At 58.1% G+C, this 12768-nt stretch carries 14 protein-coding genes and 2 pseudogenes; 11 read left to right on the forward strand and 5 right to left on the reverse strand.

From position 1 onward, the window contains the following. Window positions 1-91: 91 nt before the first annotated feature. The 6 genes from SOR61_RS04340 to SOR61_RS04365 all read left to right on the forward strand — a co-directional run bounded on the left by SOR61_RS04340 (window position 92) and on the right by SOR61_RS04365 (window position 3356). Window positions 92-610 (forward strand): RNA polymerase sigma factor, encoded by a 519-nt coding sequence (locus SOR61_RS04340; protein ID WP_320611453.1) that lies wholly within the window; start codon window positions 92-94, stop codon window positions 608-610. After that, window positions 607-1296, forward strand: a complete 690-nt coding sequence (locus SOR61_RS04345; protein ID WP_320611454.1) for a DUF4367 domain-containing protein — start codon at window positions 607-609, stop codon at window positions 1294-1296. Before SOR61_RS04340 ends, SOR61_RS04345 begins: the two co-directional genes overlap by 4 nt. Before the next feature lie 91 nt (window positions 1297-1387). Beyond that, the gene (locus tag SOR61_RS04350) at window positions 1388-1714 is read left to right on the forward strand and encodes a hypothetical protein (RefSeq protein ID WP_320611455.1); all 327 of its coding nucleotides are present in this window, start codon (window positions 1388-1390) and stop codon (window positions 1712-1714) included. Window positions 1715-1868: 154 nt separating this feature from the next. Continuing rightward, window positions 1869-2174 carry an STAS domain-containing protein gene (locus SOR61_RS04355; RefSeq protein ID WP_320611456.1) on the forward strand — a complete coding sequence of 102 codons (306 nt, stop codon included), beginning with the start codon at window positions 1869-1871 and terminating at the stop codon, window positions 2172-2174. Between the two features lie 16 nt (window positions 2175-2190). Continuing rightward, window positions 2191-2643 (forward strand): anti-sigma F factor, encoded by a 453-nt coding sequence (gene spoIIAB / locus SOR61_RS04360; protein ID WP_320611457.1) that lies wholly within the window; start codon window positions 2191-2193, stop codon window positions 2641-2643. Next, window positions 2643-3356 (forward strand): sigma-70 family RNA polymerase sigma factor, encoded by a 714-nt coding sequence (locus tag SOR61_RS04365; RefSeq protein ID WP_320611458.1) that lies wholly within the window; start codon window positions 2643-2645, stop codon window positions 3354-3356. The genes spoIIAB and SOR61_RS04365 overlap by 1 nt, the downstream gene beginning before the upstream one ends. Here the strand turns inward: SOR61_RS04365 and gluQRS are convergent. Then, complete coding sequence (gene gluQRS / locus SOR61_RS04370) at window positions 3343-4308, reverse strand: tRNA glutamyl-Q(34) synthetase GluQRS (protein ID WP_320611459.1); 966 nt, start codon at window positions 4306-4308, stop codon at window positions 3343-3345. The genes SOR61_RS04365 and gluQRS overlap by 14 nt on opposite strands. A gap of 166 nt (window positions 4309-4474) precedes the next feature. Between gluQRS and SOR61_RS04375 the strand changes: the two genes are divergently transcribed. The 4 genes from SOR61_RS04375 (at window position 4475) to cls (ending at window position 8762) form a co-directional block, all read left to right on the forward strand. Further along, window positions 4475-4957, forward strand: a complete 483-nt coding sequence (locus SOR61_RS04375) for a YbaK/EbsC family protein (protein ID WP_320611460.1) — start codon at window positions 4475-4477, stop codon at window positions 4955-4957. A 39-nt stretch (window positions 4958-4996) separates the two neighbouring features. Further along, window positions 4997-5962 (forward strand): hypothetical protein, encoded by a 966-nt coding sequence (locus SOR61_RS04380; RefSeq protein ID WP_320611461.1) that lies wholly within the window; start codon window positions 4997-4999, stop codon window positions 5960-5962. Between the two features lie 151 nt (window positions 5963-6113). After that, window positions 6114-7178 (forward strand): acyltransferase, encoded by a 1065-nt coding sequence (locus SOR61_RS04385; protein ID WP_320611462.1) that lies wholly within the window; start codon window positions 6114-6116, stop codon window positions 7176-7178. 42 nt (window positions 7179-7220) lie between these two features. Beyond that, entirely contained in the window at window positions 7221-8762 is a 1542-nt protein-coding gene (gene cls, locus SOR61_RS04390) for a cardiolipin synthase (protein ID WP_320611466.1), read from the forward strand. A 44-nt stretch (window positions 8763-8806) separates the two neighbouring features. Here cls and SOR61_RS04395 read toward each other — a convergent pair whose 3' ends face one another. From SOR61_RS04395 to SOR61_RS04405, 3 genes are all read right to left on the reverse strand, one after another. Then, window positions 8807-9388 carry a Crp/Fnr family transcriptional regulator gene (locus tag SOR61_RS04395; protein WP_320611463.1) on the reverse strand — a complete coding sequence of 194 codons (582 nt, stop codon included), beginning with the start codon at window positions 9386-9388 and terminating at the stop codon, window positions 8807-8809. A gap of 205 nt (window positions 9389-9593) precedes the next feature. Further along, window positions 9594-10052, reverse strand: a complete 459-nt coding sequence (locus SOR61_RS04400) for a hypothetical protein (RefSeq protein WP_320611464.1) — start codon at window positions 10050-10052, stop codon at window positions 9594-9596. Window positions 10053-10244: 192 nt separating this feature from the next. Then, window positions 10245-11528 (reverse strand): sigma 54-interacting transcriptional regulator, encoded by a 1284-nt coding sequence (locus tag SOR61_RS04405; RefSeq protein WP_320611465.1) that lies wholly within the window; start codon window positions 11526-11528, stop codon window positions 10245-10247. Window positions 11529-11636: 108 nt separating this feature from the next. Between SOR61_RS04405 and SOR61_RS04410 the strand changes: the two are divergent. After that, window positions 11637-12131, forward strand: a pseudogene (locus tag SOR61_RS04410) (hypothetical protein); the annotation flags it as partial. Here SOR61_RS04410 and SOR61_RS04415 read toward each other — a convergent pair. Next, window positions 12108-12768, reverse strand: a pseudogene (locus tag SOR61_RS04415) (recombinase family protein); the annotation flags it as partial. The pseudogenes SOR61_RS04410 and SOR61_RS04415 sit on opposite strands and share 24 nt — an antisense overlap.

The raw sequence follows: 12768 nt of genomic DNA on the forward strand, positions 1-12768 counted from the left end.
AATTTTTCTTTTCTCTGTGAAGAAATCCTCTGCTGAATGGTTTTATTCATAGAACCGGTTCCCATTCCCTGCCGTTGGAGGTGACGTTCCCATGCTCCCCGTGCTGTTGGCTGCCCTGGATACCCCAGAGGAAAAAGAAGCCTTTACAAAATTCTATCTGGACCACAAGGTATGGCTCTACCGCTGTGCCCTGACCTATCTCCATAGCCCCGCCCTGGCCGAAGAGGCCGCCCAGGAAGCATGGATGCGGTGCGTGCTCCACGCAGAAACCTTTTTCCCCCTGCCCCTCCGAGAAAAAACCGCCTGGCTGTTTGTGGTGGTAAAAAACATCTGCCTGAACACCCTGAAAAAAGAGACCCGGTACTCCACCCTGGCCCCCACCTGGGACACGCCGGTCAGAGACCCCGGCAGCCCCGGAGACATTGTCTCCCTGATTCGCGCCATGCCGGAGCAATACCGCACCGTGCTGGAACTGAAATTTGTCCTGGAGTGGAAGGACAAGGAAATCGCACGCTTCCTCCACCTATCAGAAACCGCCGTGAGTTCCCGGGTCAGCCGGGGACGGAAACTGCTTCAGCAAGTCCTGCGAGAGGAGGGATACACGCCATGACCGAAGAGCAAATCATTCGTCAGGCTCTGCTCCAGGCCGCCGCTCTGGACCTGGCGCAAACAAACCTGCCGGAAGCCCCGCCTTTTTCCCCCACCTATGCCGCCTGGGAGAAGCGCTTTCTCTCCCGTTTCTTTTCCTTCAGCCGCTGGGTCCTGCGCCCGCCCTGGCAGAAAGCCCTTCAGGCCGCTGCCTGCCTGTTCCTGGTCCTCTCCCTGGCTGCTGCCACCCTGCTGGCTGTGAGCCCTCAGGCCCGCGCCTGGGTGGAGTTGTGGCTGACCTACTTGGGAGAGCAGCAGGTTACGTACAGTCTGGAAGGGGAGGAACTCGTCAAGGACGATACCCTTTGGGCGCCCCAGCGCCTCCCCAATGGCTACGCTCCGGCAGCCCAATACCACCTGGAACACACCCATGTCATCGTGTACCGCAACCAGGAAGGCGACGAGATTGAATTCTCCTATGACCGCATGATCCACGGGAACGAAATCTCCCTGGACAACAAGGACCGGACCCGGTCCCCTTTGTCTGTCAACGGGATGCCCGGGTATCTGTCGGTCTCGGAAACTAACCCCAAACCCAATTCCCTTATCTGGTTCGATCAGGAAGCCCAGTACGCTTTCCTTCTGGTCTCCTCCCTGTCTCCCGAAACGCTGCTCTCCCTGGCAGAAAGCGTCACACCCGTCCCGTAACCCAATCTCCGGCCGGGACCACCTGTACCTTCGGCTTGACGTTTCTTCCATTTTCCGCTATTCTGAAAAAAACAACCCGGAGGTGTCCCTTATGCCCGCGTATCCCGCTGTCCTTCATACCGTGTTCGCCACAGGGTGGCCGTTTACCGTCCTGCTCTTCCTCTTCCCTCTTTTGATCGGAACGGTGGTCGCCCGCCCCATCTTCAAGACCAAAGTCCGGCTGGTGTTGGGCGTTCTCTTTCTCATAGGCTACGCCGTTTGTGAGGTCCTGGCTACCTTCGTCTTTCACACCACCCAGGAGACCATGACCGCCATCGCCTTTGGCGGGCTCTGTCTGGGCCTGTCTGCGGCCTTCTTTGTGGTCTCCGGCATCATCGTCCTGGCCCGCCGCCTCTCCCATCCCGCAGATACCCCTTGATCTGCTCCCCTTTGGCAGAAACTTTTCTCTTCCCCTGTACGTTTGACAAAAACTTCCAGGAATAAGTCGTATAATCGCCGTGTACCCCTCCTTGGGGACATGGCGATTTTCTTTTTTCCTTCGATTCTCACCCAAAAGAAAGGGGTTTTTCTCTATGCCCGTTGCCTACGCCACCCACAACCGTATGCTCACCGTCACCCTGTCCGGAGACATCGACCACCACAGAGTCAAAGGTCTGCTCCAGGACCTGGACCGGGAGATCGACCAGGTCCTCCCCCGGGAACTGGTGGTAGACTGCGCCGGCCTCACCTTCATGGACAGTTCCGGGATCGCCGTTCTGCTGCGGCTGTGGCAGAGAATGGAAGAGCTGGAGGGTTCCATCCGGGTGACCGGCCTGCCCGAACAGCCCGCCCGGGTCCTTCGGGCTGCCGGCATCCAGCGGCTCATCTCTCTGACCTGAAAGGAGTGCTCCATCCATGCGTACCATTCAATACACCAACCAGGTTTCCCTGCGTTTCCCCTCCCGCTCGGCCAACGAAGCCTTTGCCCGCTCCGCTGCCGCCGCCTTTGCCGCCCAGCTGGACCCTACCCTGGACGAGCTGGGAGATGTAAAGACCGCAGTCAGCGAAGCGGTCACCAACGCCATCGTCCACGCCTACCCAGACACCCTGGGTAACGTAGAGCTGAAACTCCGCCTCTATCCCGGCAACCAGCTGGAGATCATCGTCCGGGACTGGGGGGTGGGCATCCCCGACGTAGAAAAAGCCAGAGCCCCCCTCTTTACCACAGGCAATGAGGAGCGCTCCGGCATGGGATTCACCATTATGGAAAGTTTTATGGACACCGTCAAGGTCCGCTCCACCGTGGGCAAAGGGACCGTGGTCACCATGCGCAAGCGGTTCGCCCTGCGGGCAGGGGGTCCCGCTTGATGCTCCCCGACACCCTCGCTCTCATCGAGAAGGCGCAGGACGGAGACAAGTCCGCCTGCGAAACCCTGGTGGAGCAAAACAGCGGCCTCATCTGGAGCGTGGTGAAACGCTACACCTGGAAAAACACCGACAGCGAAGACCTGTATCAGTTGGGCTGTCTGGGTTTTCTTAAAGCGGTACAGGGGTTTGACCCTTCCTTTGGCACCCAGTTTTCCACCTATGCCGTACCCAAGATCGCCGGAGAGATCCGCCGGTTTCTCCGGGACGACGGCATGGTGAAAGTCGGCCGGGGCATGAAGGAACAGGCCCTGCTCATCCACCGGGCCAGAGCTGCCCTATCCGCCCGGTTGGGAAGGGAGCCTGTCCTCTCGGAACTGGCCCAGGAAACCGGACTCACCCCGGAAGAGATCGCCGCAGCCGATTTGGCTTCCGCCTCGGTCACTTCCCTTCATGCGGAGACCGGGGAAAACGGGCTGCCCCTGGAGGGGCTCCTGGGCAGCGAGTCCCCGGAAGAGGCCATGGTAGAGCGGGTGGCCCTCCGGACCGCCATCCACCGGCTGCCGGAGCGGGAGAAAAAACTCATTCTACTGCGCTACTACAAAGGCCTGACCCAGGACAAGACCTCTAAAATTCTGAGCATCAGCCAGGTACAGGTCTCCCGCCTGGAAAAGAAAGCCGTGGGCTTTCTCCGTCGGGAACTTACCGACGGATAGCCTTCTCCAACACGGCGTGATCCACCACCCGGTCGGCCCGTCCCACCTTCTCCCAGGAAAACACAGGGATCAGCTCCCGGGGCGTCAGGGGCAGGGGCTTCTCCTGGAGCCCAGCCAGATAGCCCAGCAATCCAACGATCTGCCGAGGGGTACTCTCCTGCCGCAGAACCTCCATATCCAGGTCCCGGTCCCGCTTGGCCAGCCGCCGTCCCTCGGGGCTGCAAAGCAGGGGAACGTGACAATAGGCCGGGGGTTCATACCCCAGCTGTTCCATGAGCCAAATCTGGCGGGGGGTGGAGAAGAGCAGGTCCCAGCCCCGCACCACCCGGGTCACCCCCATGTGCCCGTCATCCTCCGCCACCGCCAGCTGATACGCATACACCCCGTCTGACCGACGGAGAATGAAATCCCCGCAGTCCCGGTCCAGCCGCTGGGCCTGGGGACCAAAATTGCCATCCACAAAGGAGATCTCTGCCGCCGGGACCCAAACCCGCCAGGCAGGCTTCCGGCCGCTCTGAGAAAGAGCGGCTTTTTCCGTTTCCGAAAGAGTCCGGCAGCGGCCGGAATACACCCGGCTCCCGTCTGACCCGTGGGGAGCGGACGCCGCCAGCAGCTCTTTCCGGCTGCAATAGCAGGGATACACCAGCCCCTTCCCGGCCAGCTTCTCAAAGGCCGCTGCATAATAAGGCGTCCGGGCACTCTGCCAATAGGTCTCCTCCTCCGCCTTCCAGCCCAGGTCCCAGTCCAGGCCCAGCCACTGCAGATCGTCCGCCAGCCGAAGGGCATACTCCCGGCGGCAGCGGTCCGGGTCCAGATCCTCCATCCGCAGCAGCATCTCGCCCCCCAGACAGCGAACGTCCAGCCAGGCCAGCAGCGCTGCAAAGAGATTCCCCAAATGCATCCGCCCGCTGGGGCTGGGGGCAAACCGCCCTCGTATCCTTCTCTCGTCCATCCTTCTTTCCCTCCCGATCCTTCCGTGTCGTTGGTGCTATTGTAGCATAGCCCTCACCCCTATGGCAAACGCCGCCGCTCTATTGAAAGAAAGGGGAGATTGTTGTAGAATAAGGGAAATCTCCAGGTCCTGCGTCACAGGACCAAAACGAAAGGAGCCCTTCCCTATGTCCATCGCCGCAGTCCGCGATTATTTTAAACAGTTCAATATGGAGGACAAGATCCTGGAATTTCCTGTCTCCAGCGCCACCGTGGAGCTGGCCGCCCAGGCCGCCGGGGTCATCCCTGACCGCATCGCCAAGTCCCTCTCCTTTAAGGTAGACGATAAAGCCATCCTCATCATCACCGCCGGAGACGCCAAGGTCGACAACAGCAAGTTCAAGCAGTTCTTCCACACCAAGGCAAAAATGCTCTCCGCCGACGAGGTCACCGATCTGGTGGGCCACGCCGTGGGCGGCGTCTGCCCCTTCGCCCTGAAAGACGGCGTGGAGGTCTATCTGGACCGCTCCATGCAGCGCTTCGACACAGTCTTCCCCGCCGCCGGCAGCGCCAACAGCGCCATCGAGCTCACCTGCCAGCAGCTGGAGCAGTTCTCCTGCCACTGCAAAGGCTGGGGTGACTTCTGCAAAGGCTGGCAGGAAGAAGTCTGACCCCCTTGTCCCTTCCCTCTTTCTGTGAAAGGAGTTCCCATGCACATCCCTCTTCTTCCCCAGGGTGACAGCGCCGCCCTGCTCCCCGGCGCATCCTACAGTGTCCCGGGTCTCTTTCAGTTCTCCCCACTTCTCTACGAATGCCTTCGCCAGGTCAAGGAGAAATTTTCTTACGACATCCCCGTAAAATATCTCTACGGCGGTTTGCCGGTGCGCTGGAACTGCGGCCGCCTGGTGTTTGAGCGAAACACCACCGCCCTGGACGACATCGCCGCAGAGCTCTCCCAGGCAGCAGACCGGGGGATCACGCCCCTGCTCACCTTCTCCATGCCCCACATGGAACAGGAGGACCTGCACGACCCGCTGTGCAATGACATTCTCGCCCTGCTGGACCAGGTGAAGGGCGGGATCATCGTGGCCTCTCCCCTGCTCCGGGACTACACCCGGGAGCACTTCCCCAACGTAGAGGTCCACGCTTCCATCATTATGACCTCCTTCCAGCCCCACCGGGACCTGGCCTATTACCAGGACCTGGCCCGGGACTACCACCGCTATGTGGTCCACCCGGACGACAACTTCCGGCCCGACCTCCTGGCGCAGCTCCCCAAAGACAGCGCCGAGATCATCCTCAACGAGCGGTGCGGCTACCAGTGCGCCCAGCGAAAGGAGCACTATGAGTCCATCACCCAGGATCAGATCGCTCTCATGGAGGGCAGCTGTGCCCTCTCCGGGTTCCTGGACCGCTGTCCCTTCGTCCCCGAACGAAAGCAGGCCCACTCCAAGGCCTGCACCATTTCCCTCACCACTCGGGAGGCCCAGGACCTGGCCCAGCAGGGATTCTCTCTATTCAAGCTGCAAGGCCGGCTGGATATCCCCTACACGTTTTTCTTCGACTTCCTTCGTTACACCCTGGAGGGCGAAGTTGCCTTTCCCTCCATGTTCCCGGTGTTCTCCTATGCCATCCGAGACTACCGGAAAGAACGACAGAGAAAACGCCCCCGATAAGGGGGATCGCCTGCCGTACCCTCCCACGGGTACGGCTTCTTTTCCCGCCGGACCCAAAACCTGTTCCGGGCCGGTTGCGTTTTTATGCCACTTATGATACTTTACTACATAGTAGTACGACCCTCTGCATGACCCTTTTCGGGAGGTTCCTATGGCAAACCAAAAGAACAGAAACTTAACATTGGACCTGATTCGCTATGTGGCCGTGGCCACGGTCATCGGCGTGCACTTTTTCCTCAACAGCGAGTTCTATTCTCTTCCCTCCGGCGGGCCGGGGATGGCTGTGGGCGCATTCCTCCGCACCCAACTGATGGTCTGCGTCCCCCTCTTTCTCCTCCTCACCGGGTACCTGAACTGCAAAAAGGTCTGGAGTCTCTCCTATTACAAGGGAATCCTCTCTTTTGCCATTCCCTATATTTTGGCTTCCCTCTTCTGCTGCGTGTTCCGGGCCATCTGGCTGGACGGCACCTGGTCCCCTATCGCCTGGTTCCAGGGTATCATGGGCTTTTACAGCGCCCCCTACTCCTGGTATATTGAGCTTTACATCGGCATTTTCCTGCTCATTCCCTTCCTCAACGCCCTCTGGAAAGCCCTGCCCAGCCAGATGGCCAAAGGCGCTCTGGTGCTGAGTTTGCTCTTCCTCTCGGTGGCGCCTACCCTCAACCCCATCTCCCAGCACTTTGGCTGGCAGCTCTTCCCTTCCCGGTTCGATCAGTTCTATCCCTTTGCCTACTACTTCACCGGCTGCTATCTCCGGGAGTATCCTCCCGCTCTGAAAAAGCGCTGGTACCTCCTGGTGGATCTGCTGGCCGTTCTGATAGGCGGCGGACTGCATATCATTCAGGCCCGGGGCACCATATTCGATTACTTTCCCCCGACCTACTGGAACGGGCCCTTTACCTACCTGGCCACCGTCTGCGTGTTCCTCTTCCTCAGCCAGTGCCGGACTGAACGACTCCCGAAGATCCTTCAGCGGAACATCTCCTTCGTAGCCCCTCTCTCCCTGCCGGTCTTCCTCCTCTCCTGGATCCCGGACCAGCTGGTCTATCCCATTCTCATCCAGAATGTCTCCACCATGGCGCACCGGCTCCCCTTTATCCTTCTCACCGTGCCCGCCGTCCTGACCATCTCAGTCCTGCTGGCTCTGGTGGTCCAGCTGCTGGACAAAGGCATCCAGGCCGGCATCAACGCCTGCCTCCGGCGGGCCAGGCCGTAGCCTTCCCCCATCCCCCTTCACGTAAGGAAAGATGATGTTATGATGACAACTGAGAAAAAAAGCACCGTAAAAAACAGCATCGGCCGGCTCGCCTTTGTGGCAGCCTGCGTCCTGGTCCAGGTGGCGTGGCTCGTCCTCCTCTATGTCTGGATGAACGAATACTCCACCATTTTAGCCACCCTGACCCATGTGGCCGCCCTTATCCTGGTGCTGCGGCTCTACGGAAAACACATCAACGCCGCCTTTAAAATGCCCTGGATCATCCTTCTGCTCCTCTTCCCTCTGCTGGGCGTCTGTCTCTACTCCCTCATGGGCCGCTCTGCCTCCACCTGGAAAATGCGGCGGCTCTTCCGGGAGATCGACCACCGCCTGCTGCCCCTGCTGCCCTCCGGCACGGCTCCCATCGAAGCGCTCACCAGCGTAGATGAGACCGCCGGGAATCTCTCCGGATACATCCAGCGGTTCGGCCCCTATCCCCTCTACCAGAACACCGATGTGGACTTTTTTCCCCAGGCCTCTGACGGCCTGGCCGCCATGAAAAAGGATCTGGTGAACGCCCGGCACTTTATCTTTATGGAATACCACGCCATCGAGGACGGCCCCTCCTTCCAGCTCTTGAAGGAGATCCTGGCCCAGAAGGCCGCCGAGGGGGTGGAGGTCCGCCTGATCTACGACGACATCGGCAGCATCGGCTTCATTAACCGGGACTTCATCCGCAGAATGGAGGCCCTGGGCATCCAATGCCGGGTGTTTAACCCTGTCTCCCCCCTCCTGAACGTCTTTATGAACAACCGGGATCACCGGAAGATCACCGTCATCGACGGAAAGGTGGGCTTCACCGGTGGCTATAACCTGGCCGACGAATACTTCAACCTCACCCATCCCTATGGCCATTGGAAGGACACCGGGCTTCGCCTGGAGGGGGATGCGGTCCGCAGCCTGACCGTCACCTTCCTGGAGATGTGGAACGCCATCCAACGCTCCGACCAGGATGTGACCCCCTATCTCCCCGCCCTCTCTTACCAGAGCAGGGAGCAGGGATTCGTTCAGCCCTATGCAGACAGTCCCTTGGACGAGGAGTACCTGGGGGAAAACGTCTACCTCAGCATGGCCAACGGCGCAAAACAGAGGGTTTGGTTCTCCACCCCCTACCTGATCATCAGCGACGAGATGACCCGAGCCCTGAGCCTGGCCGCCAAGCGAGGCGTGGACGTACGGATCATCACCCCGGGCATCCCGGATAAGAAAGCTGTTTTTGAAGTCACCCGCTCCTACTACGCCGGGCTCGTGCGCAACGGCGTGCGCATCTACGAGTATACCCCCGGATTCTGCCATGCCAAGCAGTGCGTGGCAGACGGCAAGGCTGCTGTGGTAGGCACCATCAACCTGGACTACCGCAGCCTCTACCTCCACTTTGAAAACGCCGTGTTTTTCTATGGCTGTGCTGCAGTCAAGCAGGTGGAGCAGGACTTTCTGGAAACCTTCCCCCTCTGCCATGACGTCACCCCCCAGTATGCCTCCGGGCGCTCTCTGGGGACCCGATGGCTCCAGTGTATCCTCCGCCTGGTGGCCCCCCTCCTGTAACGCATAAACCCCCTTCCCTCTGAAATACAGAGGGAAGGGGGTTTTCACATGTTTTCTTCGCTGCTCTCCCGCAGGCTGCCCCGGATGCGGCTGAGCGTCACCGGAGACATCCCCAGATAGGAGGCGACGTACCTGTTGTTCACCCGGTCAATGAGTCCTGGGTATTCCTCCAAAAACCACTGGTACCGCTCTGTGGCGGTGTGCTGACAGACCATGGTTTTCACCTGCCAGTGCTCCTGAACGGATTTCAGCAGCAGGGTGTTATACATCTGGACCAGCCGGACATCCCTCTCCAGCAGTTCCATCACCGCTTCATAGGGGATACGCACCACCCTGGACGGCGTCAGGGCTTCTATGGTGATGGGAGAAAGGTCGTTCAGTCCGCAGCAGGCCATGGCAGGAGTCCACGGGTGAAGGCCGAAGCAATCTGTCACGTCCCGCCCGTCCGGGTCCAGGTAAAAGCCCCGCAAAAGCCCCTCCATCAAAAACGTGACATGCGACTGTCTTTCCCCGTGCCGAATCAGCAACGCGCCCTTTTCTACGGTCTTGATGCGGCTGATGGGCACCACGATGTCCAGCAGCTTCTCGTCCGTAATGCCCAGGGCTTCGGCATAAAATCTGCGCATGCGCTCCGTATCCTCCTTCTTTTTCATATATTTTATCATTATATCGTTCCTGCCATCAAACGTCATTAACAATTGTTAATTCCATGTTCTTTTCCTTATCATGCCATCCGTTTTCCCTCTTTTCTCCGGTAAAAGTATAGGAGGCGCAGCCTGTGCTGCGCCTCCTATACTTGATCGTACAGAGAGATCCCTTTTGATGGTTTACTCAGCCGTGCTTGGTGTGGGTCGCCTTGCGCTCTTCCATGCCGGCAAACACGCCTGCCCGGAGATCTTTCTCGGTCATGCCCTTTCTCTGTCCAGCGGAAGCCAGATAGAGGATCAGGCCGATGATCATCCAGCCGAAGAACATCTTGATCGCCAGCGGGCCAACGTAGGGAGGACTGCCGGGAATGAAGAGGAGGACGAAGACCACGGTGGTAACAACAGAAGCGAAGATGCCCATAGCCATGCCGCCGGGGATCTTGTAAGGACGCTCCAGATCGGGCTCCCGCTTTCTCAGCGCCACCAGGGAGTAGCAGGTCAGCATCCAGGCCAGAACCGCCGTCTCACCGGTGAAGGACGTCATATCCTGAATGAGGCCGGCACCCAGGAAGGGGCCGATCAGGGACATGATGCGAAGTTCAAACAGGTGGATGTTCCGGCGCAAGCAGACCCAGGGACTCATACTTCTTCTTTCTCCGCAGAAAGGTGGCCGGGTCCATCTTCAGCAGGCGGGCAGCGCCCCGCAGGGACGGCTCCTTCTTCAGCGCCCAGGTCAGAAGGCTGGCTTCAAAGGCCTCAACCTGCTCCTGAAAGCTCCTGGACTCTGCCTCTGCAGAAAACGTAGGGGCCGGTTCCTCCGCTTCCGGCGGCGGAATCAGCGGCTCAACACCATAGGTGGGGAGATGGTCCGCGGCGACCGCAGGGTTCCGTTTTCCACGATCGCCAGCTCCTCCGCCTGTATGGACTTTGCATCGCTCATGATAAAGGCACGCTCCATCACGTTGCGCAGCTCCCGGACGTTGCCCGGCCAGGCATACTGGAGCAGCGCCGCTTCTGCCCCGGCAGAGAGGAACTTCTCCTGCCGGTAGGTCTGGTTCAGCTCCTGGATCACGCTTTTGGCCAGTTTCAGGATATCCAGCTTTCGCTCCCGCAAGGGCGGCACCCACACGGGAAACACGCTGAGCCGATAATACAGATCCTCTCGAAAGGTCCCTTTTTCCACGCAGTCCTGCAGATCCCGGTTCGTAGCAGCGATGACCCGGACGTTGATGGGGATGGGTTTGCTGCCTCCCACCCGGGTCAGCTTTCTCTCCTGAAGGACCCGGAGAAGTTTCGTCTGTGTTGCCAGAGGAAGTTCTCCCACCTCATCCAGAAAGATGGTCCCTCCGTCGGCCACCTCAAACAGGCCAGCCTTTCCCTCCCGGTTCGCCCCGGTAAAGGCCCCACGTTCATACCCAAACAGCTCGCTTTCCGCCAGATTTTCAGGAATGGCGCCGCAGTTGACCGGAATAAAGCTTTTCCCCTTCCGGGGAGAACGCTGATGGATGTAGGTGGCAATATACTCCTTGCCCACGCCGGTCTCCCCCTGGATCAAAACCACGGTGTCCAGCAGCGCAGCCCGTCCCACGATCCGCAGAAGATTCAAGGTTGCCGGGTCCTCTGCGATAAACTGGGGCGTCGACATGAGCTGCTCCCGGATGATCGCGATCTCCTGCTCATACCGGGCAGCCAGCCTCCGCTCCTTATCCAAAGACTCCTGCAGGGAGATGAGCTCTGAAATATCTCTTACGTTGGTCACCACCATGCAGATCTGGTCGTCGGCATCAAAGATGGGGGTGCTGGTAACCACCGCATGTTTTCCGGTGGTGAAGGTTTGTTCTATGGTGACCGCACACTGCCTGTCCAGGGCCATGAGGGTAGAGGACCGGGAGATGATCCCCTCTTCCACCAGCTTCTGCATGGGGATCCCCAGAACATCCTGGGCCCGCAGGCCGGAAATCACCTCGTAAGAGTGATTGCACCAAATAGGACAGGCATGGCTATCGGTGAGAAAGATCCCATCAAAGGAGCTTTCCAGCACGGCCAGCAGCCGTTGGGTCATGCCGTCCTGGCCGGGGAAATTCTTTGCTTTTGAAAGATAAACACGGTCACGCTTCATAAGATCACCTCTGCACCCAGAATAGCAAGCGATGAATTTTCTGTCAACTGTATTCTTTTTATGCTATACTAATGCAAACGATACGGTATGACTCAGGAGGGAAACCCCATGATCCATCAAGGCCCTCTGCTGCAGCTGTCCCAGGCCCTGCAGCTCTCTCCCACCCTTCTCCAGTCCATGGAGATCCTGCAACAGAACACCCTGGAGCTGGCACAGTATCTGAACAACTTAGCCCTGGAAAACCCTGTCCTGGAGTACACGGAAGGCAGAGACAGCGCCCTCTCATGGGAGGCCTTCTCCCAACAGGTCCCCTGGCTGAAAGACACCCCCGCCCCCGGAGACCCCGGCACAGACCCCGGCGGGCTGGCCGTCACCCGGAACACGGAGGACTCCCTCTCCTTGCTTTTGGGCCAGCAGCTGGACCGTCTCTCCCTGCGCCCGCCCCTGCTGGCCCTGTGCCAGTATCTCACGGAACTGCTGGACCCCCACGGACGGCTGGATCAGGAGGACCTGGACGGGCTGACCCATGCTGGCGTCCCCCTGCCCCTGCTGGAGGAGGCCATCACCACCCTGCAGTCCTTAGACCCTGCCGGGGTGGGCGCCCGCAGCACAGAAGAGTGCCTCATCCTCAACTTGTTCATCATTGTCCAAACTTATATTAAGATCCTCATCAATGATAGGCAGCTTAAAAGTGATGGATTTTAGCCATTGCCCATTTGCCTGCTTCTCTTCATAAATTTGAATTTCTGAAATGAGTGCTTCTATTAACTGTCTGCGTTCAACATCGTTCATGACTTTATAAAGTTTGTCAAAATAAATCAAAACCTTATATATATTATCGCCAGTAAGTTTTTCAGCTTCTATTGTTTCTTTCTTTGCCTTAGCTTCTATTAACTGACCTTCTAATTCCTCAATTTTATCGTACATACGATAAAGTCTATCATCTAAATCATTCTTTCTTCTCTTATAGTGTTTATCCTCAACATCTAAATTATCTATTTCTTCAATTAGCTTAAACTTTGTGGAATGACTTTTCCTTAGCTCTTTTTGGTAATTATCTATCTCATTTTCAATAGCTGATGTATCAACCTTCATATTGATTTTTTCTTGTATCATAGACGCAAATTTAGAGTTGCTTACTAACTTGATTATTACCTCAGCGACAGCATCGTCTAACAATTCTTCTCTAATTTGTTTGTTATAGGTGCATTTATGTCCTCTATTCATAAGTCTATGCTTA

Source organism: Evtepia sp. (genome assembly GCF_034090835.1).
Taxonomy (GTDB): Bacteria; Bacillota; Clostridia; order Oscillospirales; family Oscillospiraceae; genus Evtepia.

Bases quoted from the DNA above. Each gene is read 5' to 3' on its own strand.
- SOR61_RS04350 (WP_320611455.1), top strand. From the start codon at position 1,388: ATGCCCGCGTATCCCGCTGTCCTTCATACCGTGTTCGCCACAGGGTGG.
- SOR61_RS04405 (WP_320611465.1), bottom strand. From the start codon at position 11,528: ATGAAGCGTGACCGTGTTTATCTTTCAAAAGCAAAGAATTTCCCCGGC.
- SOR61_RS04395 (WP_320611463.1), bottom strand. From the start codon at position 9,388: ATGCGCAGATTTTATGCCGAAGCCCTGGGCATTACGGACGAGAAGCTG.
- SOR61_RS04380 (WP_320611461.1), top strand. From the start codon at position 4,997: ATGCACATCCCTCTTCTTCCCCAGGGTGACAGCGCCGCCCTGCTCCCC.
- SOR61_RS04385 (WP_320611462.1), top strand. From the start codon at position 6,114: ATGGCAAACCAAAAGAACAGAAACTTAACATTGGACCTGATTCGCTAT.
- SOR61_RS04355 (WP_320611456.1), top strand. From the start codon at position 1,869: ATGCCCGTTGCCTACGCCACCCACAACCGTATGCTCACCGTCACCCTG.
- SOR61_RS04375 (WP_320611460.1), top strand. From the start codon at position 4,475: ATGTCCATCGCCGCAGTCCGCGATTATTTTAAACAGTTCAATATGGAG.
- spoIIAB (WP_320611457.1), top strand. From the start codon at position 2,191: ATGCGTACCATTCAATACACCAACCAGGTTTCCCTGCGTTTCCCCTCC.
- SOR61_RS04400 (WP_320611464.1), bottom strand. From the start codon at position 10,052: ATGAGTCCCTGGGTCTGCTTGCGCCGGAACATCCACCTGTTTGAACTT.
- SOR61_RS04345 (WP_320611454.1), top strand. From the start codon at position 607: ATGACCGAAGAGCAAATCATTCGTCAGGCTCTGCTCCAGGCCGCCGCT.
- gluQRS (WP_320611459.1), bottom strand. From the start codon at position 4,308: ATGGACGAGAGAAGGATACGAGGGCGGTTTGCCCCCAGCCCCAGCGGG.
- cls (WP_320611466.1), top strand. From the start codon at position 7,221: ATGACAACTGAGAAAAAAAGCACCGTAAAAAACAGCATCGGCCGGCTC.
- SOR61_RS04340 (WP_320611453.1), top strand. From the start codon at position 92: ATGCTCCCCGTGCTGTTGGCTGCCCTGGATACCCCAGAGGAAAAAGAA.
- SOR61_RS04365 (WP_320611458.1), top strand. From the start codon at position 2,643: ATGCTCCCCGACACCCTCGCTCTCATCGAGAAGGCGCAGGACGGAGAC.